This window comes from Phytobacter sp. RSE-02 (genome assembly GCF_040578655.1).
GTDB classification, from domain to species: domain Bacteria; phylum Pseudomonadota; class Gammaproteobacteria; order Enterobacterales; family Enterobacteriaceae; genus Phytobacter; species Phytobacter diazotrophicus.
In genome coordinates, this window is sequence record NZ_JBEULY010000001.1 from 23,396 (window position 1) to 49,229 (window position 25,834).

25 protein-coding genes are annotated in these 25,834 nt (G+C 54.5%); 18 read left to right on the top strand and 7 right to left on the bottom strand.

The features are described from left to right. Positions 1 to 7: 7 nt before the first annotated feature. On the bottom strand, positions 8 to 697 hold the full coding sequence (gene ung, locus ABU190_RS00115) for a uracil-DNA glycosylase (protein ID WP_071193442.1): 690 nt from the start codon (positions 695 to 697) through the stop codon (positions 8 to 10). A gap of 315 nt (positions 698 to 1,012) precedes the next feature. Here ung and grcA point away from each other — a divergent pair, with 315 nt between their 5' ends. Next, positions 1,013 to 1,396 carry an autonomous glycyl radical cofactor GrcA gene (grcA, locus tag ABU190_RS00120; protein WP_039079560.1) on the top strand — a complete coding sequence of 128 codons (384 nt, stop codon included), beginning with the start codon at positions 1,013 to 1,015 and terminating at the stop codon, positions 1,394 to 1,396. A 45-nt stretch (positions 1,397 to 1,441) separates the two neighbouring features. Here grcA and srmB read toward each other — a convergent pair whose 3' ends face one another. After that, positions 1,442 to 2,776 carry an ATP-dependent RNA helicase SrmB gene (srmB, locus tag ABU190_RS00125; RefSeq protein WP_039079561.1) on the bottom strand — a complete coding sequence of 445 codons (1,335 nt, stop codon included), beginning with the start codon at positions 2,774 to 2,776 and terminating at the stop codon, positions 1,442 to 1,444. Positions 2,777 to 2,906: 130 nt separating this feature from the next. Here srmB and ABU190_RS00130 point away from each other — a divergent pair, with 130 nt between their 5' ends. Further along, entirely contained in the window at positions 2,907 to 3,644 is a 738-nt protein-coding gene (locus ABU190_RS00130) for a tRNA1(Val) (adenine(37)-N6)-methyltransferase (RefSeq protein ID WP_354690058.1), read from the top strand. On the opposite strand, the gene nadB is transcribed toward ABU190_RS00130, so the two are convergent. Beyond that, complete coding sequence (gene nadB, locus ABU190_RS00135; RefSeq protein ID WP_039079563.1) at positions 3,629 to 5,248, bottom strand: L-aspartate oxidase; 1,620 nt, start codon at positions 5,246 to 5,248, stop codon at positions 3,629 to 3,631. The genes ABU190_RS00130 and nadB overlap by 16 nt on opposite strands. A 426-nt stretch (positions 5,249 to 5,674) precedes the next feature. Between nadB and rpoE the strand changes: the two genes are divergently transcribed. The 6 genes from rpoE (at position 5,675) to lepB (ending at position 11,315) form a co-directional block, all read left to right on the top strand. Then, positions 5,675 to 6,250, top strand: coding sequence for an RNA polymerase sigma factor RpoE (gene rpoE / locus ABU190_RS00140; protein WP_000003307.1), 576 nt, complete (start codon positions 5,675 to 5,677; stop codon positions 6,248 to 6,250). A gap of 31 nt (positions 6,251 to 6,281) precedes the next feature. After that, complete coding sequence (gene rseA / locus ABU190_RS00145) at positions 6,282 to 6,932, top strand: anti-sigma-E factor RseA (RefSeq protein ID WP_039079564.1); 651 nt, start codon at positions 6,282 to 6,284, stop codon at positions 6,930 to 6,932. Beyond that, positions 6,932 to 7,888 (top strand): sigma-E factor regulatory protein RseB, encoded by a 957-nt coding sequence (gene rseB / locus ABU190_RS00150; protein WP_039079565.1) that lies wholly within the window; start codon positions 6,932 to 6,934, stop codon positions 7,886 to 7,888. The genes rseA and rseB overlap by 1 nt, the downstream gene beginning before the upstream one ends. Then, the gene (rseC, locus tag ABU190_RS00155; protein ID WP_354690059.1) at positions 7,885 to 8,355 is read left to right on the top strand and encodes a SoxR-reducing system protein RseC; all 471 of its coding nucleotides are present in this window, start codon (positions 7,885 to 7,887) and stop codon (positions 8,353 to 8,355) included. The genes rseB and rseC overlap by 4 nt, the downstream gene beginning before the upstream one ends. Positions 8,356 to 8,524: 169 nt before the next feature. Then, a complete protein-coding gene (gene lepA / locus ABU190_RS00160; RefSeq protein ID WP_110294632.1) occupies positions 8,525 to 10,324 on the top strand; it encodes a translation elongation factor 4 in 1,800 nt (599 codons plus the stop codon). Between the two features lie 16 nt (positions 10,325 to 10,340). Further along, positions 10,341 to 11,315 carry a signal peptidase I gene (gene lepB / locus ABU190_RS00165; protein WP_039079627.1) on the top strand — a complete coding sequence of 325 codons (975 nt, stop codon included), beginning with the start codon at positions 10,341 to 10,343 and terminating at the stop codon, positions 11,313 to 11,315. A 156-nt stretch (positions 11,316 to 11,471) separates the two neighbouring features. On the opposite strand, the gene ABU190_RS00170 is transcribed toward lepB, so the two are convergent. Next, positions 11,472 to 11,639 (bottom strand): hypothetical protein, encoded by a 168-nt coding sequence (locus ABU190_RS00170; RefSeq protein WP_162303307.1) that lies wholly within the window; start codon positions 11,637 to 11,639, stop codon positions 11,472 to 11,474. On the opposite strand from ABU190_RS00170, the gene rnc reads away from it, so the two are divergent. The 5 genes from rnc to acpS all read left to right on the top strand — a co-directional run bounded on the left by rnc (position 11,583) and on the right by acpS (position 15,223). Next, complete coding sequence (rnc, locus tag ABU190_RS00175) at positions 11,583 to 12,263, top strand: ribonuclease III (RefSeq protein WP_039079783.1); 681 nt, start codon at positions 11,583 to 11,585, stop codon at positions 12,261 to 12,263. The two genes, ABU190_RS00170 and rnc, sit on opposite strands and share 57 nt — an antisense overlap. Beyond that, entirely contained in the window at positions 12,260 to 13,171 is a 912-nt protein-coding gene (gene era, locus ABU190_RS00180; protein WP_039079628.1) for a GTPase Era, read from the top strand. The genes rnc and era overlap by 4 nt, the downstream gene beginning before the upstream one ends. A 132-nt stretch (positions 13,172 to 13,303) precedes the next feature. After that, complete coding sequence (gene recO, locus ABU190_RS00185) at positions 13,304 to 14,011, top strand: DNA repair protein RecO (protein WP_193796309.1); 708 nt, start codon at positions 13,304 to 13,306, stop codon at positions 14,009 to 14,011. A 100-nt stretch (positions 14,012 to 14,111) separates the two neighbouring features. After that, positions 14,112 to 14,843, top strand: coding sequence for a pyridoxine 5'-phosphate synthase (pdxJ, locus tag ABU190_RS00190; protein WP_354690060.1), 732 nt, complete (start codon positions 14,112 to 14,114; stop codon positions 14,841 to 14,843). Continuing rightward, a complete protein-coding gene (gene acpS, locus ABU190_RS00195; protein WP_039079630.1) occupies positions 14,843 to 15,223 on the top strand; it encodes a holo-ACP synthase in 381 nt (126 codons plus the stop codon). Before pdxJ ends, acpS begins: the two co-directional genes overlap by 1 nt. A gap of 139 nt (positions 15,224 to 15,362) precedes the next feature. On the opposite strand, the gene ABU190_RS00200 is transcribed toward acpS, so the two are convergent. Beyond that, entirely contained in the window at positions 15,363 to 15,623 is a 261-nt protein-coding gene (locus ABU190_RS00200) for a YfhL family 4Fe-4S dicluster ferredoxin (protein ID WP_039079785.1), read from the bottom strand. A gap of 58 nt (positions 15,624 to 15,681) precedes the next feature. After that, entirely contained in the window at positions 15,682 to 16,530 is an 849-nt protein-coding gene (locus ABU190_RS00205; protein WP_354690061.1) for a MurR/RpiR family transcriptional regulator, read from the bottom strand. A 117-nt stretch (positions 16,531 to 16,647) separates the two neighbouring features. On the opposite strand from ABU190_RS00205, the gene murQ reads away from it, so the two are divergent. The 4 genes from murQ to tadA all read left to right on the top strand — a co-directional run bounded on the left by murQ (position 16,648) and on the right by tadA (position 20,115). Then, positions 16,648 to 17,541, top strand: coding sequence for an N-acetylmuramic acid 6-phosphate etherase (gene murQ, locus ABU190_RS00210; protein WP_354690062.1), 894 nt, complete (start codon positions 16,648 to 16,650; stop codon positions 17,539 to 17,541). A 10-nt stretch (positions 17,542 to 17,551) separates the two neighbouring features. Then, positions 17,552 to 18,910: a PTS transporter subunit EIIC gene (locus ABU190_RS00215; RefSeq protein WP_354690063.1), complete on the top strand. Its 1,359-nt coding sequence runs from the start codon at positions 17,552 to 17,554 to the stop codon at positions 18,908 to 18,910. Positions 18,911 to 18,913: 3 nt separating this feature from the next. After that, complete coding sequence (gene yfhb, locus ABU190_RS00220) at positions 18,914 to 19,549, top strand: phosphatidylglycerophosphatase C (RefSeq protein ID WP_354690064.1); 636 nt, start codon at positions 18,914 to 18,916, stop codon at positions 19,547 to 19,549. Positions 19,550 to 19,611: 62 nt separating this feature from the next. Continuing rightward, positions 19,612 to 20,115 carry a tRNA adenosine(34) deaminase TadA gene (gene tadA, locus ABU190_RS00225; RefSeq protein ID WP_193794114.1) on the top strand — a complete coding sequence of 168 codons (504 nt, stop codon included), beginning with the start codon at positions 19,612 to 19,614 and terminating at the stop codon, positions 20,113 to 20,115. Here the strand turns inward: tadA and mltF are convergent. Next, positions 20,108 to 21,667, bottom strand: coding sequence for a membrane-bound lytic murein transglycosylase MltF (mltF, locus tag ABU190_RS00230; protein ID WP_079496144.1), 1,560 nt, complete (start codon positions 21,665 to 21,667; stop codon positions 20,108 to 20,110). The two genes, tadA and mltF, sit on opposite strands and share 8 nt — an antisense overlap. Positions 21,668 to 21,923: 256 nt before the next feature. Here mltF and purL point away from each other — a divergent pair, with 256 nt between their 5' ends. Then, complete coding sequence (gene purL, locus ABU190_RS00235) at positions 21,924 to 25,811, top strand: phosphoribosylformylglycinamidine synthase (RefSeq protein WP_271849571.1); 3,888 nt, start codon at positions 21,924 to 21,926, stop codon at positions 25,809 to 25,811. The last annotated feature ends 23 nt before the right edge of the window (positions 25,812 to 25,834 follow it).

Consider the following 25,834-nt stretch of genomic DNA (forward strand, 5'->3'; position numbering starts at 1 on the left):
GCGATATTTATTCACTTTCCGCCGGTAACACAGGCATCCAGTCGATCGGTGTCTGGCCGTGTTTTTCCAGCCATTCATTTGCCAGAACAAAGTGCTTACACCCGAAGAAGCCCCTATGTGCGGATAACGGTGACGGGTGGGGCGCTTTCAATACATGGTGGCGTTTACCGTCAATAATTGCCCCTTTCTTCTGCGCATGCGATCCCCAAAGTAAAAACACCACACCTTCACGGTGTTCATTGATGAGACTGATTACTTTATCGGTAAAGGTCTCCCAGCCAAGACTGGCATGGGAGTGCGCCTGCCCGGCGCGCACCGTTAAGACAGTATTGAGAAGCAGCACGCCCTGATGCGCCCAGCTTTCCAGATAACCATGCGTCGGGCGAACGAACCCGGGTACCGACTGTTCGAGCTCTTTATACATATTCAGTAATGATGGTGGGATGGCGATACCGGGACGCACCGAAAATGCCAGCCCATGAGCCTGACCGGGGCCGTGATAGGGATCCTGACCGAGGATCACGACTTTGACATCGCCCAGTTCAGTAAAACGGAACGCATTGAAGACATCTTTTTGCGGCGGATAGATGGTGACACCGGACTGCCGTTCTGTCGCTACCGCGCTGAGGGTATTGATAAAGTAAGGCTGTTGTTTCTCTTCTGCCAGCACATCGTGCCATGTTAATGAGGTGGTCATCCCGCTCTCCTGCCAATTTCAGTGACTGTAGCTTAACTGCTTCTTCCGCTGGCGCAAAATCGACACGTAAAACAGAACGTTAGAAGCTTAAAAAAATTTGAAAATTTACAAAAATTTTAAGGGCTGGAAAGTTGCTAACTTGATGTAAAACAATAAATTCCGCCTATCACCTTTTTAGTGGTGTGGTTTTTATTGATTTTAATCAAAGAATCAGGGGTGTGTGGAGGGTATATATACACTCAAGCAACAATGGTTTTACCAATTGGCCGCCACAAGGCCGATCAAATCAAAAATAATGCCTAAGGGAGGCACATCATGATTACGGGTATCCAAATTACTAAAGCGGCAAACGATGATCTGTTGAACTCTTTCTGGTTGCTCGACAGCGAAAAAGGCGAAGCGCGCTGTGTTTGTGCAAAAGCCGGTTATTCCGAAGATGAAGTCGTTGCTGTGAGCAAACTGGGTGACATTGAATACCGTGAAATTCCGATGGAAGTGAAACCGGAAGTTCGTGTAGAAGGCGGTCAGCATCTGAACGTAAACGTGCTGCGTCGCGAAACGCTTCTGGATGCTGTAGAACATCCGGAAAAATACCCACAGCTGACCATCCGTGTTTCTGGCTATGCCGTACGTTTCAATTCTCTGACGCCGGAACAGCAGCGCGACGTTATCGCTCGTACCTTTACTGAAAGCCTGTAATCCGCAGGCTGCAGAAATAAAAACGCCGGGCTATCCCGGCGTTTTTTATTCTTCGTTATTTTGTTGTTCTGTCGCGGCGGCGCTTGGCTTACGGCGCTTACCAATATTTTTGGTATCGCGATGGCGCTGTTTAACGCGCGGCTTCTCTTTTTCTTTCTCTTTTTTCTTCTCTGCACGCTTAGCCAGCACTTTCTTCGACGGCTTGCCGGTCATTTTTTCGCTCGGCGCGCGCGTAGTGGGGCGCAGTTCATCAATCACGCGGATTTTCAGCGGTTCTTCAACGTAGCGACCAATCTTCTGCAATAGCAGATGATCGTGGGTTTCGACCAGTGAAATCGCGGTCCCTTTGCGTCCCGCGCGACCGGTACGGCCGATTCGGTGCAGATAGGTGTCACCACTGCGCGGCATATCGAAGTTAAACACATGGCTCACGTCAGGAATATCGATACCACGGGCGGCGACATCGGTGGCAACCAGCACATTAACGCGACCGTCGGTCAGGCGTTTGATGCCTTCAACGCGTTTCGCCTGTGCCATCTCGCCTTCGAGATAGCAGTTGTTGATACCCGCTGCACGCAACTGCTCCGCCAGTTCATGGACACGCTCGCGTTTACGCACGAAGACGATTGAACGGGTCACGCCGTCTTGCTTGAGCAAATGCTTGAGCAGTTCCAGCTTGTGTTCGTAATTGTCCGCGCGGTAGTACCACTGGTGGATCTTTTTACGCTCGCGGGTGGACGGAGTTGCAGAAACTTCAACCGGATCTTCCAGCAGACGCTCGGCGAAGTCTTTGATCGCTTCACCTTCCAGCGTTGCGGAAAACAGCATGGTCTGTTTGCGCCAGCGTGTTTCGCCAGAAATATGCTCGATGTCCTGCGCAAAGCCCAGATCCAGCATGCGATCCGCTTCGTCGAGGATCAATGTTTCGACCGCACGGCAGTCAAAATTCTCTTCTTTAATGTATTGCAGCAGTCGGCCTGTGGTTGCGACCACGATATCCTGGTTTTCGCTGAACACTTCGGCGTGGTTCATATAGGCCACACCGCCGGTGATGGTGGCAATATCCAGGTGGGTATTTTTTGCCAGCTCGCGGGCGTGGTCGGCAACCTGCATCGCCAGTTCACGAGTCGGCGTCAGGATGAGAATGCGCGGCGGGCCGGATTTCTTACGTGGGAAGTCCAGCAGGTGCTGCAACGCTGGCAGCAAATATGCCGCCGTTTTACCCGTACCGGTCGGCGCTGAGCCAAGTACATCACGCCCTTCAAGCGCAGGCGGAATGGCGGCGGCCTGGATGGCGGTCGGGCGTGTGAAACCTTTCTCCTGGAGCGCGTCCAGTAGGCTGTCGTCGAGTTCGAGTTCGGAAAAAGTCGTTACAGTCATGATCTACCTCTGTGTGGGGCGCTGATTATAGACGTTACGGCTGCAATCTTCATCTGTTTGTAAGCTTATTACTTTTCCGGCGCTTTGCTTTCACCTATGCTACGTCTGTTTCCGTATAGAGGTTGTAAAGATGCCCCACCAGAAGGCGCAGTTGCGCCGCGATGGTTTCACATTTAAAGCGTTTTTTGTTGCACACGATCGTTGCGCCATGAAAGTCGGCACCGACGGCATCTTACTCGGTGCGTGGTCGCCTGTTTCGCGGGCGAAAAGGGTGCTGGATATTGGCACGGGCAGCGGGCTGGTGGCGCTAATGTTGGCGCAGAGAACAACCGATGCGGTTGTCATCGATGCAGTAGAACTCGATGAGCAAGCAGCAGCACAGGCTCAGGAGAATGGGCAGGCGACACCCTGGGCTGCGCGTTTTCATGTCCATCATGCGGATATTCGCGATTGGTGTGCGGGGCAAACGGCACGTTACGATCTGATTGTCAGTAACCCGCCTTTTTTTGCGCAGGGCGTGCAGTGTGCGACCCCGGAGCGGGAACAGGCGCGCTATACCACGACGCTGGATCACGCAATGTTGCTGGACTGTGCGGCGTCGCTTATCACCGAAGACGGTTTCTTCTGCGTGATCCTCCCGGTGGACGTGAGTGAAGCCTTTGCCCAAAAAGCGCAGGGTATAGGCTGGCACTTACGGTTACGTACGGATGTGGCGGAGTATGAAAATCGCCCGCCGCATCGCGTATTAATGGCCTTTTCGCCAACACCGGGGGAATGCTTTACCGACTGGCTGGCGATCCGCGGTGCCGATCAGCATTATTCTGAAAGTTACACCGCGCTCACTCAGGCTTTCTATTTATTCATGTAAGTGCGTGGCGACAACACCGTTGGGCCGGATTCAGGCAACTGATCCGGATAATCCAGCGTATAGTGCAAACCGCGGCTTTCCTTACGTTCCATAGCGCAGCGCACGATAAGCTCTGCCACCTGTACTAGGTTACGTAGTTCCAGCAAATTGTTCGACACGCGGAAATTGGCGTAGTACTCGTCAATTTCCTGCTGGAGCAAAGTAATACGTCGTAAGGCGCGCTCCAGACGTTTGGTGGTACGCACAATGCCAACGTAATCCCACATAAACAAGCGCAGCTCATGCCAGTTATGCTGGAGAATCACACGTTCATCGGCATCGTCGACGCGGCTTTCATCCCAGGCGGGAAGCGTGGGGGCAGGGCGGGTCATGCCGATCCGACGATCAATATCCTCTGCCGCCGACCAGCCGTAAACCAGACATTCGAGCAGCGAGTTAGACGCCATGCGGTTGGCGCCATGCAGGCCCGTATAGCTCACTTCGCCAATCGCATACAATCCATCGACATCGGCCCGACCATGTTCGTCCACCATGACACCGCCGCAGGTGTAATGCGCGGCAGGCACGATAGGAACCTGATCTTTGGTTAAATCGATCCCCAGCCCCAGCAGTTTTTCATAAATCATCGGGAAATGCTGGCGGACAAAATCCTCAGGCTTATGGCTGATGTCGAGATACATACAATCAACCCCCAGACGTTTCATCTCGTGATCGATGGCACGAGCCACAACATCGCGCGGTGCCAGTTCGCCGCGAGGGTCAAAATCGGGCATGAAACGGGTGCCGTCCGGACGTTTAAGATGCGCCCCTTCACCGCGCAGGGCTTCGGTGAGCAGGAAATTGCGCGCCTGTGGGTGGAACAGGGCCGTTGGATGAAACTGATTGAACTCCAGGTTTGCCACGCGACATCCGGCACGCCAGGCCATGGCGATACCGTCGCCGGATGAGATATCCGGGTTGGTGGTGTACTGGTACACTTTTGATGCGCCGCCCGTCGCCAGCACGACGGCTTTTGCATGGCAGGTTTCCACAATCTCTTTATTACGGTTCCAGATCCATGCGCCTACGACGCGACGCGTGCCGGGCAGGCCGATTTTATCGGAAACAATCAAATCCACCGCGTTGCTGCGTTCAATGATATGAATGTTTGGGTGATTCAACGCCTTGCTGACCAGGGTGTTTTCAACCTCTTTTCCGGTGGCATCGGCGGCATGCAGAATGCGGCGGTGGCTGTGGCCGCCTTCGCGGGTCAGGTGATAGCTTTCGCTTCCTTGTGCATCCACCTGCATATCGAACGCGACGCCCTGATCGATCAGCCACTGCACGCACTGACGGGCGTTACTGGCAACAAACTCTGCTGCCTGACGTTCAACAATGCCAGCCCCGGCAATCAGCGTATCTTCGACATGAGACTCAACGCTGTCGGTTTCATCAAACACAGCGGCAATACCGCCCTGTGCGTAAAAAGTTGAGCCTTCACTCACCGGCCCTTTGCTTAACACGATAACGTTGTGGCGTTCAGCGAGGCGCAGAGCAACAGACAGGCCCGCGGCACCGCTGCCGATGACCAGCACATCGCACGAAAGTTCGGGGGTTGTTTTCATGATGGTGTGTTTAATTTACTAAACAAGGTTCGGGCAGCATAGCACCGTATTCCGCCCTGGCGTAGCCATTTTTTAATGATTTGTACTAACGGCTAAACATGCGAGGGCGGCATAAATGCGATGCCCGCAAGAAAATCGTTATCTGGCAGATTGTTAGCTGATATGGATTAGGTGATGAAAAAAAGGCTGTGTTGCGTTACTCTCTGGCGGTCTTCGGGTCTTTTCATAATCAACATACCCGATACAGAGTTTGTGGACTTATAATGAGTCATAATGAAAAGTCTGCAGAACGATTCACAAAAACAAAGGCGTAACGGAACTTTTTACTGAACCTTCGCTCTAAATGGCTGCTTGCTCATATAGTGCAGTTTTGGAGTGGCGTTTCATTTACGCGTGGAAATAGGTTTTGGGGAGATTTTACCTCGGATGAGCGAGCAGTTAACGGATCAGGTCCTTGTTGAGAGGGTCCAGAAAGGAGATCAGAAGGCGTTCAACTTACTGGTAGTGCGCTACCAGCATAAAGTGGCGAGTCTGGTTTCCCGCTATGTGCCTTCTGGCGATGTGCCTGATGTCGTACAAGAGTCATTTATTAAGGCTTATCGCGCGCTGGACTCGTTCCGGGGAGATAGTGCTTTTTATACCTGGCTATACCGTATCGCTGTGAATACAGCAAAAAATTATCTGGTTGCTCAGGGACGCAGGCCGCCATCAAGTGATGTCGACGCGATTGAAGCAGAAAACTTCGAAAGTGGCGGAGCGCTGAAAGAAATTTCGAACCCTGAGAACTTAATGTTGTCAGAAGAACTGAGACAAATAGTTTTCCGTACTATTGAGTCGCTCCCGGAAGATTTACGCATGGCAATTACGTTACGGGAGTTGGATGGTCTGAGCTATGAAGAGATAGCCGCTATCATGGATTGCCCGGTAGGTACAGTGCGTTCACGTATCTTCCGAGCGCGGGAAGCTATTGATAATAAAGTTCAACCGCTTATCAGGCGTTGACGATAGCGGGATACTGGAAAAGGTATTAGGCATGCAGAAAGAACAACTTTCCGCTTTAATGGACGGTGAAACGCTGGATAGGGAGCTGCTCTCTGAGCTGTCTCGCGATCCTGAAATGCAGAAAACCTGGGAGAGCTACCATCTCATTCGCGACGCAATGCGCGGTGATACGGCTGATGTTCTCCACTTCGATATCTCAGCCCAAGTTATGGCCGCGATTGAAAATGAGTCTGTTCAACCGACGACACCATTAATCCCTGAGGCTCAGCCTGCGCCGCACCAGTGGCAGAAAATGCCATTCTGGACAAAAGTCCGTCCATGGGCCAGTCAATTGACGCAAATGGGCGTGGCTGCATGCGTATCGCTTGCAGTTATTGTGGGTGTCCAGCACTATAATGGCCAGTCTGAATCCACCCAGCAGCCAGAAGCGCCAGTGTTTAATACACTGCCGATGATGGGCAAAGCCAGCCCGGTAAGTCTGGGTGTTCCGGCTGATGCAACGGCGGATGTCGGTCAGCAACAGCAGGTGCAGGAACAGCGTCGCCGTATTAACGCCATGTTGCAGGATTACGAACTGCAACGTCGTCTGCACTCCGAACAGCTTAAGTTTGAGCAGGCACAAACGCAGCAGGCTGCTGTGCAAGTGCCAGGAAATCAAACGTTAGGAACCCAATCGCAGTAATGAAGCAACTTTGGTGTGCCATGTCTTTTGTGGCAGCAGGCCTGTTCTTCTCAAGCAACGCCTCGGCAGATACCTCGTCCGGGGCGTTGTTGCAGCAGATGAACGTGGCGAGCCAGTCACTCAACTATGAACTGTCCTTTATCAGCATTAACAAGCAAGGGGTAGAGTCTCTGCGTTACCGCCACGCGCGCGTAAACAATCAGCCTCTCGCTCAGCTTTTGCAAATGGACGGCCCCCGCCGGGAAGTGGTACAGCGCGGCAATGAGATAAGCTACTTTGAGCCGGGTCTTGAGCCCTTTACGCTGAATGGCGACTACATTGTCGATTCGCTCCCTTCGCTGGTATATACCGATTTCAAACGCCTTGCGCCTTATTACGATTTTATTTCTGTCGGACGTACGCGTATTGCCGATCGCTTGTGTGAAGTGATCCGGGTTGTTGCCCGTGACGGAACGCGTTATAGCTACATTGTCTGGATGGATGCGGAAACGCGCCTGCCAATGCGCGTGGATCTGCTCGACAGAGATGGCGAAACGTTGGAACAGTTCCGCGTGATTGCCTACACCGTAAACGGGCAACAGATCGCCAGCAGTATGCAGACCCTGGCAAACGCCAACTTGCCGCCGTTGCTGTCCGTTCCGCAGGGCGACAGCGTTGCCTTTAACTGGTTGCCTTCCTGGTTACCGCAAGGTTTTAGTGAAGTCTCCAGCAGTCGTCGCCAGCTTCCTACCATAGACATGCCTGTCGAATCCCGTCTTTATTCCGATGGCCTGTTTAGTTTCTCGGTGAACGTCAATCGTGCTAATCAGAACAGTGCCGATCAGATGTTGCGTACCGGACGCCGGACCGTGAGTACAACCATCCGTGATAACGCTGAAATTACTATTGTGGGTGAATTACCTCCACAAACGGCCAAGCGTATTGCGGACAGCATCAAATTCAGGGCAGCACAATGATCAAAGAGTGGGCGACCGTCGTCTCATGGAAAAACGGTGAAGCGCTGGTGGAGTGCGATGTTAAAGCCTCCTGCAGCAGTTGTGCTTCACGAAGTGGATGCGGGAGCCGCGTACTGAACAAACTTGGGCCGCAAATGACCCATACCTTGTCCGTACCGTGCGCTCAGCCGCTGGTTGCCGGGCAAAAAGTGGAGCTGGGGATTGGCGAAGCCAGTTTATTGACGTCAGCGCTGCTGGTGTATATGTCTCCGCTGGTTGGTCTTTTCCTGTTGTCGGCGCTCTTCCAGACCTTGTTTAATCAGGATTTGGCCACGTTGTGCGGCGCCATATTGGGTGGGGTTGGCGGTTTTTTACTGGCGCGGAGTTTTTCGCCAAAACTGGCGAATCGTTCCGAATGGCAGCCGGTGATTATCAGCGTTGGCCTCCCTCCCGACCTGGTGCGCATCGACAATTCACCTGCCGAATAATGCCAGTGATTTTCCTGTCTTACCGGGGGGAATACGCGGCCTGGTTTGTTGCCAGTATGAGCATTTCCCCGCATTGTGGTTGTAGTGTAGAATGCGGCGTTTCAGACTTTTGACGTCAGGCTCCGAACCGCGGCCTCTTAGTTATTCGTAAGGCAAAAAATCTCCCTATATGAAGAATATACGTAACTTTTCGATCATTGCTCACATCGACCACGGTAAGTCGACGCTGTCTGACCGCATTATCCAAATTTGTGGCGGCTTGTCCGATCGCGAAATGGAAGCTCAGGTTCTTGATTCTATGGATCTCGAACGTGAACGCGGTATTACCATCAAGGCGCAGAGCGTTACGCTGGACTTTAAAGCGTCCGATGGCGAAACCTATCAACTGAACTTTATCGATACTCCTGGTCACGTTGACTTCTCCTACGAAGTTTCCCGTTCGCTGGCCGCCTGTGAAGGTGCGTTGCTGGTGGTGGATGCCGGCCAGGGGGTAGAGGCGCAGACGCTGGCAAACTGCTATACCGCCATGGAAATGGATCTGGAAGTGGTGCCGGTACTGAATAAAATCGACCTGCCTGCAGCCGATCCGGAACGTGTTGCGGAAGAAATTGAAGATATCGTTGGTATCGATGCCACCGACGCGGTGCGTTGCTCTGCAAAAACCGGTGTGGGTGTTGTTGATGTCCTCGAACGCCTGGTGCGCGAAATTCCGGCACCTCAAGGTGATCCGGATGCACCGTTACAGGCACTGATTATTGACTCCTGGTTCGATAACTACCTGGGCGTCGTGTCGTTGATCCGTGTGAAAAACGGTACGCTGCGTAAAGGCGATAAAGTTAAAGTGATGAGTACTGGCCAGGTCTATAACGCTGACCGTCTGGGCATCTTCACACCGAAACAGGTTGACCGTACTGAACTGAATTGCGGCGAAGTAGGCTGGCTGGTTTGCGCCATTAAAGACATTATGGGCGCGCCGGTGGGCGATACCCTGACGCTGGCGCGAAATGCGGCTGACAAAGCGCTGCCGGGCTTTAAAAAGGTGAAGCCGCAGGTTTATGCCGGTCTGTTCCCGGTAAGCTCCGACGATTATGAGAACTTCCGTGATGCGCTCGGCAAGCTGAGCCTGAACGATGCATCGCTGTTCTACGAACCGGAAAGTTCTACCGCGCTGGGCTTTGGTTTCCGCTGCGGCTTCCTTGGTCTGCTGCATATGGAGATCATTCAGGAGCGTCTGGAGCGTGAATACGATCTGGATCTGATCACCACCGCACCAACGGTAGTCTACGAAGTTGAGACCACCTCGAAAGAGGTTATCTACGTCGACAGCCCGTCCAAGCTGCCACCGCTGAACAATATTTATGAGCTGCGTGAGCCGATTGCCGAGTGTCATATGCTGCTGCCACAGGAGTTCCTGGGCAACGTGATCACGCTCTGTATCGAGAAACGTGGCGTGCAGACCAACATGGTTTACCACGGTAACCAGGTGGCGCTGACCTATGAAATCCCGATGGCGGAAGTGGTGCTCGACTTCTTCGACCGTCTGAAGTCAACCTCCCGTGGCTATGCGTCACTGGATTACAACTTCAAACGCTTCCAGGCTTCCAACATGGTACGTGTGGACGTGCTGATCAACGGTGAGCGTGTTGATGCGCTGGCGCTGATCACCCACAACGACAACGCACCATACCGCGGGCGCGAGCTGGTTGAGAAGATGAAAGAGCTCATCCCGCGTCAACAGTTTGATATTGCCATTCAGGCGGCCATTGGTAACCACATCATTGCCCGTTCGACGGTAAAACAACTGCGTAAAAACGTTCTGGCAAAATGCTATGGCGGTGACGTTAGCCGTAAGAAAAAGCTGCTGCAGAAACAGAAAGAAGGTAAGAAACGCATGAAGCAGGTCGGTAACGTCGAACTGCCGCAGGAAGCGTTCCTCGCCATTCTGCATGTCGGTAAAGACGGCAAATAACCCTTAAGGAGTTGGCATGGCGAACATGTTTGCCCTGATCCTGGTCGTTGCGACCCTGGCGACGGGATTTCTATGGTGCCTTGATAAGTTTATTTTTGCACCCAAACGCCGTGAGCGTCAGGCTGTTGCCCAACTGGCAACAGGTGATGCCCTCGATAACAAAACGCTGAAAAAAGTCGGCCCGAAACCGGGCTGGCTGGAAACTGGCGCATCGGTTTTCCCGGTGCTGGCGATTGTTCTGGTCGTGCGTTCATTTATTTATGAACCCTTCCAGATCCCGTCAGGTTCGATGATGCCAACGCTGCTGATTGGTGATTTTATTCTGGTTGAGAAGTTCGCCTATGGCATTAAAGATCCGATTTACCAGAAAACCCTGATCGAAACCGGTCATCCGAAACGGGGTGACATCGCGGTATTTAAATATCCGGACGATCCGCGTCTTGATTACATCAAACGTGTTGTCGGCTTGCCGGGCGATAAAGTGAGTTACGATCCGGTCGCCAAAGAGGTTACCGTACAGCCAAAATGCAGCTCCGGCCAGGCTTGTGATAACGCGCTGCCAATCACCTACAGTAATGTTGAACCGAGTGATTTCGTGCAGACCTTCGGGCGCCGCACGGGCGGGGAAGCCAGCAGTGGTTTCTTCCAGTTGCCGAAAGGCGAGAACCGTGATGATGGTATTCGTCTGGGTGAGCGCAAAGAGACGCTGGGGGATGTCACCCACCGTATTCTGACCGTGCCGGTCGCGCAGGATCAACTGGGCATGTATTACAAACAGCAGGGCCAGCCGCTGGCGACGTGGATTGTTCCGCCGGGTCATTACTTCATGATGGGCGATAACCGCGATAACAGCGCTGACAGCCGTTATTGGGGCTTTGTACCAGAAGCCAATCTGGTGGGCAGAGCTACCGCGATCTGGATGAGTTTTGAAAAACAAGAAGGTGAATGGCCAACCGGCGTGCGCTTAAGTCGCATTGGTGGCATTCATTAATTCAACGGGGTGCGGACAGAATATCCGCACCCCGAATTATTTCCGCGATAAATCCGTTCAGACTAACGACATCCCATGTCGTTGCGTATAGAATGTTCCCCCGAAGTTTCAGGCTGGCTCCTCAGGGCGCCACAGCACACGAAACCGCGTTGGTTCTTACACTTCATCATGCGCGCCATCGATTAAAAGAGGCTGCCAATCGATGATATGTACTTTCAGGTCGGTTTCGTGTGCTGCATTGTTGACGCATTCATCTATTGGTATCGCATGAACCCCATCGTAATAAATCGGCTTCAGCGGAAGCTGGGCTACACTTTTCATCATCAGGAGCTGTTGCAGCAGGCATTAACGCATCGCAGTGCCAGCAGCAAGCATAACGAGCGTCTCGAATTTTTAGGCGACTCCATTTTAAGTTTTGTGATTGCCAATGCGCTATATCACCGTTTCCCGCGTGTGGACGAAGGTGATATGAGCCGTATGCGCGCAACGCTGGTTCGCGGAAACACACTGGCGGAAATCGCCCGTGAGTTTGAACTGGGTGAATGTCTGCGCTTAGGGCCTGGTGAACTGAAAAGCGGTGGTTTTCGTCGTGAATCTATTCTGGCCGATACCGTAGAAGCGTTGATCGGTGGGGTATTCCTCGACAGCGATATTCAGACTGTCGAGAAACTGATCCTGAACTGGTATCAAACACGTCTGGACGAAATCAGTCCGGGTGATAAACAAAAAGATCCAAAAACCCGTTTGCAGGAATTTTTGCAGGGTCGCCATCTCCCACTGCCGTCTTATCTGGTGGTGCAGGTGCGTGGCGAAGCACACGATCAGGAATTCACTATCCACTGCCAGGTCAGTGGCCTGAAAGAACCGGTAGTAGGCACAGGTTCAAGCCGCCGTAAGGCAGAGCAGGCCGCAGCCGAACAGGCGCTGAAAAAACTGGAGCTGGAATGAGCACTGAAACTGAAAAAACATATTGTGGGTTTATCGCCATCGTCGGCCGCCCTAACGTGGGTAAATCCACGCTGTTGAATAATCTGCTCGGGCAGAAGATTTCCATTACCTCGCGCAAAGCGCAGACCACCCGTCACCGCATCGTGGGTATTCACACCGAAGGGGCTTACCAGGCCATCTACGTGGACACCCCCGGCTTGCACATGGAAGAGAAACGTGCGATTAACCGCCTGATGAACAAGGCGGCGAGCAGCTCGATAGGTGATGTTGAACTGGTCATTTTCGTCGTGGAAGGCACCCGCTGGACGCCGGACGATGAAATGGTGCTCAACAAACTGCGTGAAGGGAAAGCGCCGGTTATCCTGGCTATCAACAAAGTCGATAACGTGCAGGAAAAGGCCGATTTGCTGCCGCATCTGCAGTTCCTGGGTAGCCAGATGAACTTCCTCGATATCGTCCCAATCTCTGCTGAGACCGGCTTTAACGTTGATACTATTGCCAGCATTGTGCGCAAGCATCTGCCGGAAGCGGTTCACCATTTCCCGGAAGATTATATTACCGACCGCTCTCAGCGTTTTATGGCGTCCGAGATCATTCGTGAAAAACTGATGCGTTTTCTGGGCGCTGAATTGCCGTATTCTGTTACCGTCGAAATTGAGCGTTTCATTACCAATGAACGTGGTGGTTACGATATCAACGGGTTGATCCTCGTTGAACGCGAAGGGCAGAAGAAGATGGTGATTGGCAACAAAGGGGCCAAAATTAAAACCATCGGTATCGAAGCCCGTAAAGACATGCAGGAGATGTTCGAAGCCCCGGTTCACCTGGAACTGTGGGTGAAAGTGAAATCGGGCTGGGCCGACGACGAGCGTGCACTGCGTAGTCTCGGCTACGTTGATGATCTTTAAGAGTTGATACTCTATGGATTTCGAGTTGCAGGAAGGCGGCAAGACCGTGAATCCCCTGGAGCTTACATCGGTAAGTGACTGGGGGGAGCTGGCGCAGCTAACGCGCCTGCAGCTTGAAAGACGACGAGTATGATGGAGGGCTGGCAGCGCGCATTCGTACTGCATAGTCGCCCCTGGAGCGAAACCAGCTTAATGCTGGACGTCTTCACGGAAGAGTCGGGTCGCGTGCGCCTGGTCGCTAAAGGCGCACGTTCAAAACGTTCCAACCTGAAAGGCGCGTTACAGCCTTTTACCCCCTTGCTGGTACGCTTTGGCGGACGCGGCGAAGTCAAAACGCTGCGCAGCGCTGAAGCCGTCTCTCTGGCACTTCCCCTTTCCGGGATTACGCTTTACAGCGGTCTGTATGTCAACGAGCTCCTGTCACGGGTTCTTGAACATGAGACTCGCTTCTCTGAACTTTTCTTCGATTATCTGCACTGTATCCAGGCACTGGCTGGCGCAATCGGTACGCCCGAACCGGTTTTACGTCGTTTTGAACTCGCGTTGCTGGGGCACCTCGGATATGGCGTGGATTTTCTGCACTGTGCTGGCAGTGGTGAACCTGTTGACGACACCATGACCTACCGTTATCGCGAAGAGAAGGGATTTATTGCCAGCGTGGTGGTGGATAACAGCACCTTTACCGGGCGGCATTTGCGAGCGCTTGCCGAACGCGAATTTCCCGATATGGATACGCTCAGGGCGGCGAAACGCTTTACCCGCATAGCGTTAAAGCCGTATCTTGGGGGCAAACCGCTCAAGAGCCGGGAACTGTTTCGCCAGTTTATGCCGAAACGTTAACGGAGCCGAATTTCCGACTCGCTTTCGCCTGTGCGCATGTGAGCAGAAGGGCGGGGTGAGTAGAACGTAAAGACGAACGAAAAAGAAAACGAGGATTGTGATGGCTGAATTACTGTTAGGCGTCAACATTGACCACATTGCCACCCTGCGCAATGCGCGCGGCACGGCGTATCCGGACCCGGTACAGGCGGCATTTATTGCGGAACAGGCCGGTGCGGACGGTATTACCGTGCATTTGCGTGAAGATCGTCGCCATATCACTGACCGCGATGTTCGCGTACTGCGCCAGACCCTGGACACGCGAATGAACCTTGAAATGGCCGTCACAGAAGAGATGCTGGGGATTGCGGTCGAAACGAAGCCGCATTTCTGCTGCCTGGTGCCGGAGAAACGCCAGGAAGTGACCACCGAAGGTGGTCTGGATGTGGCCGGGCAACGTGACAAAATGCGTGATGCCTGCAAGCGTCTGGCGGATGCCGGTATCCTGGTCTCGCTGTTTATTGATGCCGATGTTGAGCAGATCAAAGCGGCTGCCGATGTTGGCGCGCCGTACATCGAAATTCACACCGGTTGTTATGCCGACGCGAAAGACGAAGCAGAACAGGCAAAAGAGCTGGATCGCATCGCTAAAGCGGCGACCTATGCGGCAAGCCTCGGGCTGAAAGTCAATGCCGGCCACGGCCTCTCCTACCATAACGTGCAGGCTATCGCACGCCTGCCGGAAATGCATGAACTGAACATTGGCCATGCCATTATTGGTCGTGCTGTCATGAGCGGTCTGAAAGAGGCGGTCGCGGAAATGAAACGCCTGATGGTGGAAGCACGTAAGTAATGGCTATTCTTGGCATTGGAACGGATATTGTCGAAATTGAGCGTATTGAAGCGGTGATTGCCCGTAGCGGCGATCGCCTGGCAAAGCGCGTGTTAAGCGACAATGAATGGGCCATCTGGGAGAGGCATCAGCAACCGGTGCGTTTTCTCGCCAAACGCTTTGCCGTCAAAGAAGCGGCGGCAAAAGCGTTTGGAACGGGTATCCGCAACGGGCTTGCGTTTAACCAGTTTGAAGTATTTAACGACGAGCTGGGCAAGCCCTGTCTGCGACTGTGGGGGGAAGCGTTAGCGCTTGCGGAAAAACTGGGCGTGGCGCACATGCATGTCACGCTGGCAGATGAGCGCCGCTATGCCTGCGCGACGGTGATTATCGAGAGTTAAGGACCTTATTTCAGGGCGTCATTGGCGATATCAGTTTGAACTCGGACAGCGCGGAGAAACCGGAACGTACTCAGGTACGTGAGGATTGCGAGCACTGCCCAGGTTTAAAATGACAAGTAAAATAGCCCTGAGTCAGGTTCTAGATTTTATCCGCGTGGTGCATTTGTACAAACTTGTCCCACAACTGCTCTTCGCTTTCGACATGTGCCGGATCTTTCAAAATGGTATTGGGGATCGGGCACACTTTCTGGCAGGTCGGTGTTTCGTAGTGTCCAATACATTCCGTGCAGCGATCGCTGTTAATCTCATAAATGCTCTCGCCCATCGAAATGGCCTCATTAGGGCATTCGGGCTCGCACATATCGCAATTGATGCATTTTTTGGTGATTAACAGCGCCATCAGGAAAATCTCAGAAACCTCACACAAACAGGGCGGGCATTATACGATCATTCCCTGTTCAAACCAGTTTTTTTACCAGCTCCTCGCTGTGACGAATACGCTCCGGCGCATGTTCCAGATCGCGCTGAACCAGGGCCATAAATAACAGATCGGTGAGCATCGTTTGGGCGCTGGTCGATGAGATAGCCGCGCTGCGGGTCGCCTGCTCTTCGGCAATCGTGTACAGACAGTGGCTGGCGCGCTGCTGCAGGGCGTTAGGAGTGAAACCGGTAATCGCCAGAATGCGTCCACCGGCACGCAACATTTCATCGGCGGCCATATTGATCTCGCGGCGCTCACCGGAATACGAGATCGGTAACAACAGATCTTGTGGATCCATCGCCTGCACCGTGGCCAGCAGGGCGTGCATATCCTGCTCGACTACGGCATTCAGGCCAATTTTCATCAGCTTCCAGCCAAAATTACGCGCCACCAGACCAGACGCGCCAATCCCGGTCAACACAATGCGTCTTGCCGTGCGCAGCATCTCCACGCTTTGCTGTAGCTTCTCTTCGCTGTTCACATCCAGGGTGGCGCGCATGGCGCTCAGATTCTCATTGATAAGCTTTTCGCCAACCACGCGCAGCGTATCGTCACCGAGAATCTGATTGTGTACGGTGATGGAGAGGGGATCCGGGCTACTGGCGAGTACTTCGCTGATCGCCAGTTTCAGTGCCGGAAAGCCTTTGAACCCCAGCTTCTGGGCAAATTTCACCACGCTCGACTGACTCACCCCCGCCTCCAGCGCCAGTTGCTGAGAGCTTAAATGACGAGCGCGATCGGGCTCGGCCAGCAAGAAATCCGCCAGCTTCTTATCGCTCTGTGCAAATCCGGCATAACGCTGGCGAATACTAAGTAAACAGTTCATCACGTCTCCTGAGGCAAAATGTGACCACAATTACAAATACGCATTTGACGCAGGCAAATGAATTTTATATTCCATATCTTGCTATTATTATGAATAAAAAATTCTTTAGGAGCAAAAATGAATCTTGGCGCACTGGTTTCCGAGACACGCAATCCAGAAACTATGGATTTAGACGCATTAACGACCATCGAATTAGTTAACCGTTTTAACCAACAGGATACGCTGGTCGCTCAGGCAGTAAAAGCCACCCTACCGGAAGTTGCCAGGGCGGTGGATGCGGCGGCGCTGGCGTTGAAAGCGGGCGGCAGAATTATTTATATGGGCGCCGGTACCAGTGGGCGACTTGGGGTGCTGGATGCTTCTGAGTGCCCGCCGACCTTTGGCGTGCCACACGGTCTGGTGGTCGGGCTGATTGCCGGTGGACCTGGGGCACTGCTCAAAGCCGTTGAAGGGGCGGAAGACAATGCACAGCTCGGCGAGGACGATTTGAAAGCCCTCTCACTGAACGCTGCGGATCTGGTGGTGGGGCTGGCAGCGTCCGGGCGCACGCCCTATGTCATCGGCGGCCTGAAATATGCCAATGCCGTGGGCTGCACCACCGTGGCGATCTCCTGTAACCCGGATTCCCCTATTGCCCATGAAGCGGATATTGCCATTTCACCGGTGGTTGGCCCGGAGGCGCTCACTGGCTCCACGCGTCTGAAATCGGGCACTGCGCAGAAATTGGTACTCAATATGATTTCCACCGGGGCGATGGTGAAATTTGGCAAGGTTTATCAAAACCTGATGGTCGATATGAAAGCGACCAATATCAAGCTGGTGGACCGTGCCTGTCGCATGGTAGTAGAGGCAACAGGCGTCACGCGCGATGTCGCGCAAAGCGTACTGAAACAGACTGATTTCGACGTCAAACCGGCCATTTTGATGGTGTTGACCGGGCTTGATGCGCCTTCGGCACGCGCGAAACTGACGGCGCATCAGGGCTTTTTACGGGCGGCGTTAGAAAACTAAAGAGGCGTGTATGGACAAAACAGCAGCGCTCGCCAGCGCCATCCTCAACGGGGTGGGCGGGCAGGGTAACATTCAGCGTCTTGAAAACTGCATGACCCGCGTGCGTGTCGAACTTTTCGATGACGCGAAGCTGGACCAGGCGGCCACAAAACAGTTGCCAGGGGTGAGCGGCTATGTCAAACAGGGCCAGCAGCATCAGTTTATTGTCGGGCCGGGTAAGGCGGCGCAGGTGGTGGATGCGATGCGATCACAAATGAGCGGGGCGGACGCGGCGCTAGATAATGTCGAGCGTAACAAGGCGCAGGCGAAAGCCAAATACAAAGCCCCGATGAGTGATGCGCTGCGTAAGCTGGCAAACGTCTTTATTCCGCTGATCCCGGCGTTTATCGCCTCGGGGCTGATCACGGGTATTATCAATATCCTCAAACGTCCGGACATCGTCGGCGATTTTGCAACACAATACCCCAATATGCTCGGTTTGCTGGCCATTTTTGGCAGCGCCGTGTTTGCCATCATGAATATTCTGGTGGGGGTAAATACCGCGAAGGTATTTGGCGGCTCGCAGGCGCTGGGCGGGGTGATGGCCGGGATCCTCTCCAGCCCACAACTGGCGCAAATTACCCTGTTTGGCGAGGCGCTGCAGCCGGGCCGCGGTGGGGTTATCGCGGTGTTACTGGTCGTGGCCTTAATGTGCTGGATTGAGAAAAAATTTCGCGACATTCTGCCCGGCTCGATCGAGCTTATCCTTAACCCGTTGCTGACCACGCTTATCGCAGGGACTGTGGCGATTATTGCGCTACAACCCTTGGGCGGCGTGATTTCCGAGGGCATCGCGCACGGGGCTTCCTGGGCTATTGATCGCGGCGGCCTGCTGGTGGGGGCTATCCTTGCAGGCGCATTTCTACCGCTCGTGCTTACCGGGCTTCATCAGGGGCTGGTGCCCATCCACGTAGAGCTGGTACAGGCGCACGGTTACAACGCCCTGTTCCCGATTCTGGCGATGGCGGGTGTCGGGCAGGTGGGGGCGGCGATTGCGGTGCTCATGAAAACCCGTAATGCCCGCCTGAAAAAGATGATTAAAGGTGCACTCCCGGTGGGATTACTGGGAATTGGCGAGCCGCTGATTTTCGGTGTCACCCTGCCGCTGGGGAAACCTTTTCTCGGCGCGTGTTTAGGCGGCGCCGTTGGCGGTGCGCTGATAAGCTACTGGAAAGTGGCGACGGTTATCACCTTCGGCATCTCCGGATTACCGCTTGCGTTAACCATTGTTACCGGAAAAGTGATGCTCTATCTGTTAGGCTATTTGGTAGCAGTGATTGCCGGGTTCCTGTTTACCTGGCTGTTGGGTTTCACCGATCCTGAGGAGTAACATTTGGCTACCAGCGAGCGTCGCATTGTCTTTTTTGATCTTGATGGCACTTTACATCAGCAGGATATGTTCGGCACATTCCTGCGCTACACGTTGCGCCATCACCCTCTGAATGTCTTGCTGGTTCTGCCTTTACTGCCCGTCATTGGCGTCGCCCTGTTAGTCAAAGGGCGCGCCGCGCGCTGGCCAATGAGTCTGCTGTTATGGGCATGTACTTTCGGTCACGGCGAAACGCATCTTAAGCGGCTTGAGCAGAAATTTGCCACCTGGTTTCGCGGGCATGTCACGGCATTTCCGGTGGTGCAGGAACGACTCACCAACTATCTTCTGGCCTCCGATGCAGATATCTGGCTTATCACCGGTTCGCCGCAGCCGCTGGTGGAACAGGTCTATTTTGATACCCCCTGGCTGCCGCGAGTGAATATTATCGCCAGCCAGATTGAGCGCCGCTACGGTGGGTGGGTGCTTACATTACGCTGTCTGGGGCATGAAAAAGTTGCTCAGCTTGAGCGCAAAATCGGCACGCCGCTGCGTCTGTACAGTGGCTATAGCGACAGTAAACAGGACAACCCACTGCTCTATTTTTGCCAGCATCGCTGGCGGGTGACGCCGCGTGGACAGCTCCAGCAACTGGAATGAGCGTGTGCAACACATAACGGCTGTGTATAATGCGCCCCGCTTGTTAACTGGAGTGACCCCCTTTGTCCAACCCTGAACTTAACCACGACTACTGGATGCGCCATGCGTTAGCGCTGGCAAAACGCGCGTGGGAAGAAGGCGAAGTGCCGGTTGGCGCGGTGCTGGTCCACAATAATCAGGTTATTGGTGAAGGCTGGAACCGTCCCATTGGCCGCCACGATCCCACCGCACATGCGGAAATCATGGCGCTGCGCCAGGGCGGGATGGTGTTGCAAAACTACCGTCTGATTGATACCACGCTGTACGTTACGCTTGAACCCTGTGTGATGTGTGCCGGGGCGATGGTGCATAGCCGTATCGGCCAGCTTGTCTTCGGTGCGCGTGATGCGAAAACCGGTGCGGCAGGCTCGCTGATGGATGTGCTGCACCACCCGGGCATGAACCATCGGGTTGAGATTGTCGAAGGGGTTTTGCGCGATGAGTGCGCCGGAATGCTAAGCGATTTTTTCCGTCAGCGTCGGCTGGAGAAGAAAGCGCAGAAAAAAGGGCCGGAGCCGCTTATTTAGCCGCGCCTGGCACTTGCACCACCAGTTTGTCCGGTACAGTCAGCGGATTGCGCGGGAAGGCCTCGCCTGGCGTAAAAGCGCTAAAGGGCATGATACCGTAAGGCGCACGATTGAACTCCTCCGCCGCCACCGCCGGATACCCTTGCGCCAGTTGTGATTTCTTCGCCGCCTCTTTCTCTTTTTCCAGCAAATACCCCACCAGGCTGATTTCGTATTTACGGATGTTTTCCACGTAGGCGTAAGCTTCATGCCCACGCGCATACCCATAGGTGAGTTTGCTGTAATAGGGTTTCTGACTCAGCAGCGGCAGGCGCTGTTTTACGTCCGCCCAGCTATCCGGGTTGCCTTTTGTTTTCACCGTGAGCGACCGGGCGTCGAGCATGTGCGCATAGCCCATATTGTAGGCTGCCAGCGCAAACCAGATACGCTCGTCGCGAGGGACGCTGTCAGGTACTTTATCCATCATATCCTGCAGGTAGCGCGCACCGCCGCTGATGCTTTGCTCGGCATCCGTGCGGTCGCTCAGCCCCAGGCTTTGCGCGGTATTGCGGGTAAGCATCATCAGGCCGCGTACGCCGGTGGGGGAGGTCGCCTGGGTATCCCAGTGGGACTCCTGATATGAAATCGCGGCCAGCAGACGCCAGTCAATATCCTGCGCGTATTTCGTAAACAGCGGCTGGAGATCGGGCAGAACGCTGTCCACCGCACGTAAGAAGGTGCGCGTGTCGACGTAATCAAAATCATCGCCATGACCGAGGTATTTCTCTTCCAGGCGCGCCAGGGTCCCGTCTTCATTAATGTTATTAAAGAAGTCGAGCATCGCCGCCGACAGGGTATTGTCGTCATCGCGGCGGCTAAACCAGGTGACCGGCTGCTCATCGCTGATATCGAGAGCGACGGCCAGTTCCGGATGGACGCGCTGGAACAGACTCACGGCGACCGAATCCGCTACGGTATAGCTGAGTTTGCCGTTCACCACGTCTTCAAGCAGATTGTTGGTGCCTGCTTTATCGTCCACCTTCCAGCTCAGATCCGGGAACGTTTTCTCTTTAAGTTCACGTAAATCGTTGATCGCCACATGGCCTGGGGCGATGGTGAGTTGGGTGTCATTGACGGTAGCCAGGCTGCGGGGGCGGTAGCTGCCAACGCGGTAAACCAGTTGCTGCGAAACCCAATAGTAAACCGGGCCCGGCTGGTAGTTTTCGAGGCGCTCATTGTTATAGACCAGCCCGGCTGCCAGCATATCGGCCTTGCCGTGGTCGAGATCATCAAAAAGCTGGCTGATATTCTGGCGTACGGTCACTTTCAGTTTAACGCCAAGATAGCTGGCGAACTGTTGGGCGAGCTCGTAATCAAGCCCGTAAGGTTTATTATCTACACTGGCATACGTCAAAGGGGACGCGATAGTGCTTATGCGAAGCTCGCCCCGCGCCTTGATGGCCGCAACGCGGTTGTCGGCTTTGCCGAACCAGGGGATAGAAGGCCACAGGGCCGCTGCCAGCAGCAGGGTGACGATGCCGATAAGCAGATAATTAATCTTAAATTTTTTCAATTAGTTAATTCTCTGCGCCGTGCGATGCCTCAATAAATAGCCGCCATGAATACAAGGATGTTTATCGGTCGTTGAGCGGCATTTTGCGCAACAATACGCCAGTTGGCAACTAATTAGCGAAGCCGCTACGGTTTGCTGCCAAATGCCACTCATGATTTTATTTCGACGCAAACGGTTTCGTCACCGCTCAGGATTCTCTATAATGACGCCCGTTTTCCCCCTGATGCACACTTAAAGCTTCGAAGACGAGAGACTTATGATGGAAATTCTGCGTGGTTCGCCTGCACTGTCCGCATTTCGTATCAACAAACTGCTGGCGCGTTTTCAGGCAGCCCGGCTCCCGGTGAGCAATATTTACGCTGAGTATGTCCATTTTGCCGATGTGAACGATCGGCTGAACGAGGAAGAGCTCACGCGGCTGCAACGCCTGCTGAAATATGGTCCGAACTTGAGCAGCCATACCCCAACCGGAAAATTACTTCTCGTTACGCCCCGTCCTGGCACCATCTCCCCCTGGTCTTCTAAAGCAACGGATATCGCGCACAACTGCGACCTTGGCAAAATCAATCGCCTTGAGCGCGGCGTGGCCTACTATGTTGAGGCCTCAACGCTGACCGAAGCGCAATGGGCAAGCGTAGCGGCTGAACTGCATGACCGCATGATGGAGACCGTATTTACCGCCGAAGCGGATGCGGCACGCCTGTTTGAACATCATCAGCCTGCGCCGGTGCAAAGTGTGGATTTATTGGGTGAAGGGCGTCAGGCGCTGATCGACGCTAACGTGCGTCTCGGTCTGGCACTGGCGGAAGACGAAATTGATTATCTGCAGGATGCGTTTAGCCGCCTTGGCCGCAACCCGAATGATATCGAACTCTACATGTTCGCGCAGGCGAACTCTGAACACTGCCGTCATAAAATTTTCAATGCCGACTGGGTGATTGACGGCGAACAGCAGCCAAAATCGCTGTTCAAAATGATTAAAAACACCTTCGAGAAAACCCCGGACTATGTGCTGTCTGCCTATAAAGACAACGCCGCGGTGATGGAAGGTTCTGAGGTCGGGCGTTTCTTCGCTGACCACGAGAATGGTCGTTATGACTTCCACCAGGAAGCGGCGCACATTCTGATGAAAGTGGAAACCCACAACCACCCGACGGCGATTTCTCCGTGGCCGGGCGCGGCAACCGGTTCTGGTGGTGAAATTCGTGACGAAGGGGCGACCGGACGTGGCGCGAAGCCGAAAGCGGGTCTGGTGGGCTTCTCCGTTTCTAACCTGCGTATTCCGGGTTTTGAACAGCCGTGGGAAGAAGATTTCGGTAAGCCGGAACGTATCGTTTCCGCACTGGATATCATGACCGAAGGCCCACTCGGTGGCGCGGCATTTAACAACGAATTTGGCCGTCCGGCGCTGACCGGCTACTTCCGTACTTACGAAGAGAAAGTGAACAGCCACAACGGCGAAGAGCTGCGTGGCTATCACAAACCGATCATGCTGGCAGGCGGTATCGGCAACATTCGCGCCGATCACGTACAAAAAGGTGAGATCACCGTTGGCGCGAAACTGATCGTCCTCGGCGGCCCGGCGATGAACATCGGTCTGGGCGGCGGCGCTGCCTCCTCCATGGCCTCCGGCCAGTCTGACGCGGACCTGGATTTTGCTTCCGTGCAGCGTGACAACCCGGAAATGGAGCGTCGTTGCCAGGAAGTGATTGACCGCTGCTGGCAACTGGGTGATGCCAACCCGATCCAGTTTATCCATGACGTGGGGGCGGGCGGTCTGTCGAACGCCATGCCGGAACTGGTAAGCGATGGTGGGCGCGGTGGTAAATTCCAGTTGCGCGACATCCTTAGCGACGAACCGGGGATGAGCCCGCTGGAAATCTGGTGTAACGAATCCCAGGAGCGTTATGTCCTGTCCGTTGCGGCCGATCAGTTACCGCTGTTTGATGAACTTTGCCGCCGCGAACGCGCCCCGTACGCAGTGATTGGTGAAGCCGTGGCAGAGCAACATCTGACCATGAGCGACAGCCACTTCGACAACCAGCCGATCGATTTGCCGCTGGATGTGCTGCTGGGTAAAACCCCAAAAATGACCCGCGACGTGCAGACACGTAAAGCGGCCGGTGAAGCCATCGATTCACGTGACATTTCTATTGCGGACGCGGTAAACCGTGTGCTGCATCTGCCTGCCGTCGCCGAGAAAACCTTCCTGGTGACCATCGGCGACCGTACCGTCACCGGTATGGTGTCGCGCGATCAGATGGTTGGCCCGTGGCAGGTGCCTGTCGCTAACTGTGCGGTGACCACCGCCAGCCTGGACAGCTACTACGGCGAAGCGATGTCCATCGGTGAACGTGCGCCGGTTGCACTGCTGGACTTCGCGGCCTCTGCCCGTCTGGCTGTCGGTGAGTCCCTGACCAACATGGCGGCCACGCAAATCGGTGAACTCAACCGCATTAAGCTCTCGGCAAACTGGATGTCCGCAGCCGGTCATCCGGGTGAAGACGCCGGGTTGTACGACGCGGTAAAAGCCGTGGGTGAGGAACTCTGCCCGGCGCTGGGCCTGACCATTCCGGTGGGTAAAGACTCTATGTCGATGAAAACCCGCTGGCAGGAAGGTCACGAGCAGCGCGAGATGACCTCGCCGCTGTCGCTGGTGATCACCGCTTTTGCCCGCGTCGAAGATGTGCGTCGTACCGTGACGCCGCAACTTTCTACCGAAGACAACGCCCTGCTGTTGATTGATCTGGGTAAAGGCCACAATGCGCTGGGCGCAACCGCGCTGGCTCAGGTTTACCGTCAACTGGGCGATAAAACTGCCGATGTGCGTGATGTCCAGCAACTGAAAGGTTTCTGGAATGCAATGCAGGCGCTGGTGGCAGAGGGCAAACTGCTGGCCTGGCATGACCGTTCCGACGGTGGTCTGCTGGTGACGCTGGCCGAAATGGCGTTTGCCGGTCACTGCGGTGTGAATGTGGATATCGCCGCACTGGGCCAGGATCATCTGGCGGCGCTGTTTAACGAAGAACTGGGTGGCGTCATTCAGGTTCGTGCAGCGGACCGCGAAGCGGTAGAAGCGCTGCTGGCGGCAAACGGTCTGGCGGATTGTGTTCACTACCTGGGTCAGGCCACGGCGAGCGATCGGTTTGTTATCGAGGCGGCAGGTCAGGCTGTGTTCAGCGAAAGTCGTACCACCCTGCGTATGTGGTGGGCAGAGACCACCTGGCAGATGCAGCGCCTGCGTGACAACCCGGAATGCGCTGACGAAGAGCATCAGGCGAAAGCTAACGATAGCGATCCGGGCCTGAACGTGAAGCTCTCTTTCGATATTAACGAAGACATTGCGGCACCGTATATTGCGACCGGCGCGCGCCCGAAAGTGGCGGTACTGCGTGAGCAGGGCGTTAACTCCCATGTGGAGATGGCGGCAGCGTTTTACCGTGCGGGCTTTGATGCCATCGACGTCCACATGAGCGACCTGCTGGCCGGGCGTACCGGGCTTGAAGATTTCCAGGCGCTGGTGGCCTGCGGCGGCTTCTCTTACGGTGACGTACTGGGCGCGGGTGAAGGCTGGGCGAAATCGATTCTGTTCAACAACCGCGTGCGCGATGAGTTCGAGACCTTCTTCCACCGTCCGCAGACGCTGGCGCTGGGCGTCTGTAACGGCTGCCAGATGATGTCTAACCTGCGTGAACTGGTGCCGGGCAGTGAGTTGTGGCCACGCTTTGTGCGTAACCACTCTGACCGCTTCGAAGCGCGTTTCAGCCTGGTCGAAGTGACGCAAAGTCCGTCGCTGCTGCTGCAGGGTATGGTCGGTTCACAAATGCCTATCGCGGTTTCCCACGGTGAAGGCCGCGTGGAAGTGCGTGATGATGCCCATCTGGCTCAGCTTGAAAGCAAAGGTCTGGTGGCGCTGCGCTTTGTCGATAACTTCGGTAAAGTGACCCAAACCTACCCGGCTAACCCGAACGGTTCGCCAAACGGTATTACCGCGGTTACCAACGAAAGTGGTCGCGTGACGCTGATGATGCCGCATCCGGAGCGTGTGTTCCGTACGGTTTCTAACTCCTGGCACCCGGAAAACTGGGGCGAGGACAGCCCGTGGATGCGTATCTTCCGCAATGCGCGTAAGCAGTTAGGTTAACCCCATCCAGCACGCCCGGCCCA

Coding starts and splice junctions, on each gene's coding strand:
- ABU190_RS00170 (WP_162303307.1), bottom strand. CDS start 11,639: ATGATGAAAAGTGTAGCCCAGCTTCCGCTGAAGCCGATTTATTACGAT.
- lepA (WP_110294632.1), top strand. CDS start 8,525: ATGAAGAATATACGTAACTTTTCGATCATTGCTCACATCGACCACGGT.
- ABU190_RS00200 (WP_039079785.1), bottom strand. CDS start 15,623: ATGGCGCTGTTAATCACCAAAAAATGCATCAATTGCGATATGTGCGAG.
- pdxJ (WP_354690060.1), top strand. CDS start 14,112: ATGGCTGAATTACTGTTAGGCGTCAACATTGACCACATTGCCACCCTG.
- murQ (WP_354690062.1), top strand. CDS start 16,648: ATGAATCTTGGCGCACTGGTTTCCGAGACACGCAATCCAGAAACTATG.
- srmB (WP_039079561.1), bottom strand. CDS start 2,776: ATGACTGTAACGACTTTTTCCGAACTCGAACTCGACGACAGCCTACTG.
- rpoE (WP_000003307.1), top strand. CDS start 5,675: ATGAGCGAGCAGTTAACGGATCAGGTCCTTGTTGAGAGGGTCCAGAAA.
- nadB (WP_039079563.1), bottom strand. CDS start 5,248: ATGAAAACAACCCCCGAACTTTCGTGCGATGTGCTGGTCATCGGCAGC.
- rseC (WP_354690059.1), top strand. CDS start 7,885: ATGATCAAAGAGTGGGCGACCGTCGTCTCATGGAAAAACGGTGAAGCG.
- ABU190_RS00130 (WP_354690058.1), top strand. CDS start 2,907: ATGCCCCACCAGAAGGCGCAGTTGCGCCGCGATGGTTTCACATTTAAA.
- rseB (WP_039079565.1), top strand. CDS start 6,932: ATGAAGCAACTTTGGTGTGCCATGTCTTTTGTGGCAGCAGGCCTGTTC.
- purL (WP_271849571.1), top strand. CDS start 21,924: ATGATGGAAATTCTGCGTGGTTCGCCTGCACTGTCCGCATTTCGTATC.
- recO (WP_193796309.1), top strand. CDS start 13,304: ATGGAGGGCTGGCAGCGCGCATTCGTACTGCATAGTCGCCCCTGGAGC.
- lepB (WP_039079627.1), top strand. CDS start 10,341: ATGGCGAACATGTTTGCCCTGATCCTGGTCGTTGCGACCCTGGCGACG.
- rseA (WP_039079564.1), top strand. CDS start 6,282: ATGCAGAAAGAACAACTTTCCGCTTTAATGGACGGTGAAACGCTGGAT.
- ABU190_RS00205 (WP_354690061.1), bottom strand. CDS start 16,530: ATGAACTGTTTACTTAGTATTCGCCAGCGTTATGCCGGATTTGCACAG.
- acpS (WP_039079630.1), top strand. CDS start 14,843: ATGGCTATTCTTGGCATTGGAACGGATATTGTCGAAATTGAGCGTATT.
- ung (WP_071193442.1), bottom strand. CDS start 697: ATGACCACCTCATTAACATGGCACGATGTGCTGGCAGAAGAGAAACAA.
- rnc (WP_039079783.1), top strand. CDS start 11,583: ATGAACCCCATCGTAATAAATCGGCTTCAGCGGAAGCTGGGCTACACT.
- grcA (WP_039079560.1), top strand. CDS start 1,013: ATGATTACGGGTATCCAAATTACTAAAGCGGCAAACGATGATCTGTTG.
- era (WP_039079628.1), top strand. CDS start 12,260: ATGAGCACTGAAACTGAAAAAACATATTGTGGGTTTATCGCCATCGTC.
- ABU190_RS00215 (WP_354690063.1), top strand. CDS start 17,552: ATGGACAAAACAGCAGCGCTCGCCAGCGCCATCCTCAACGGGGTGGGC.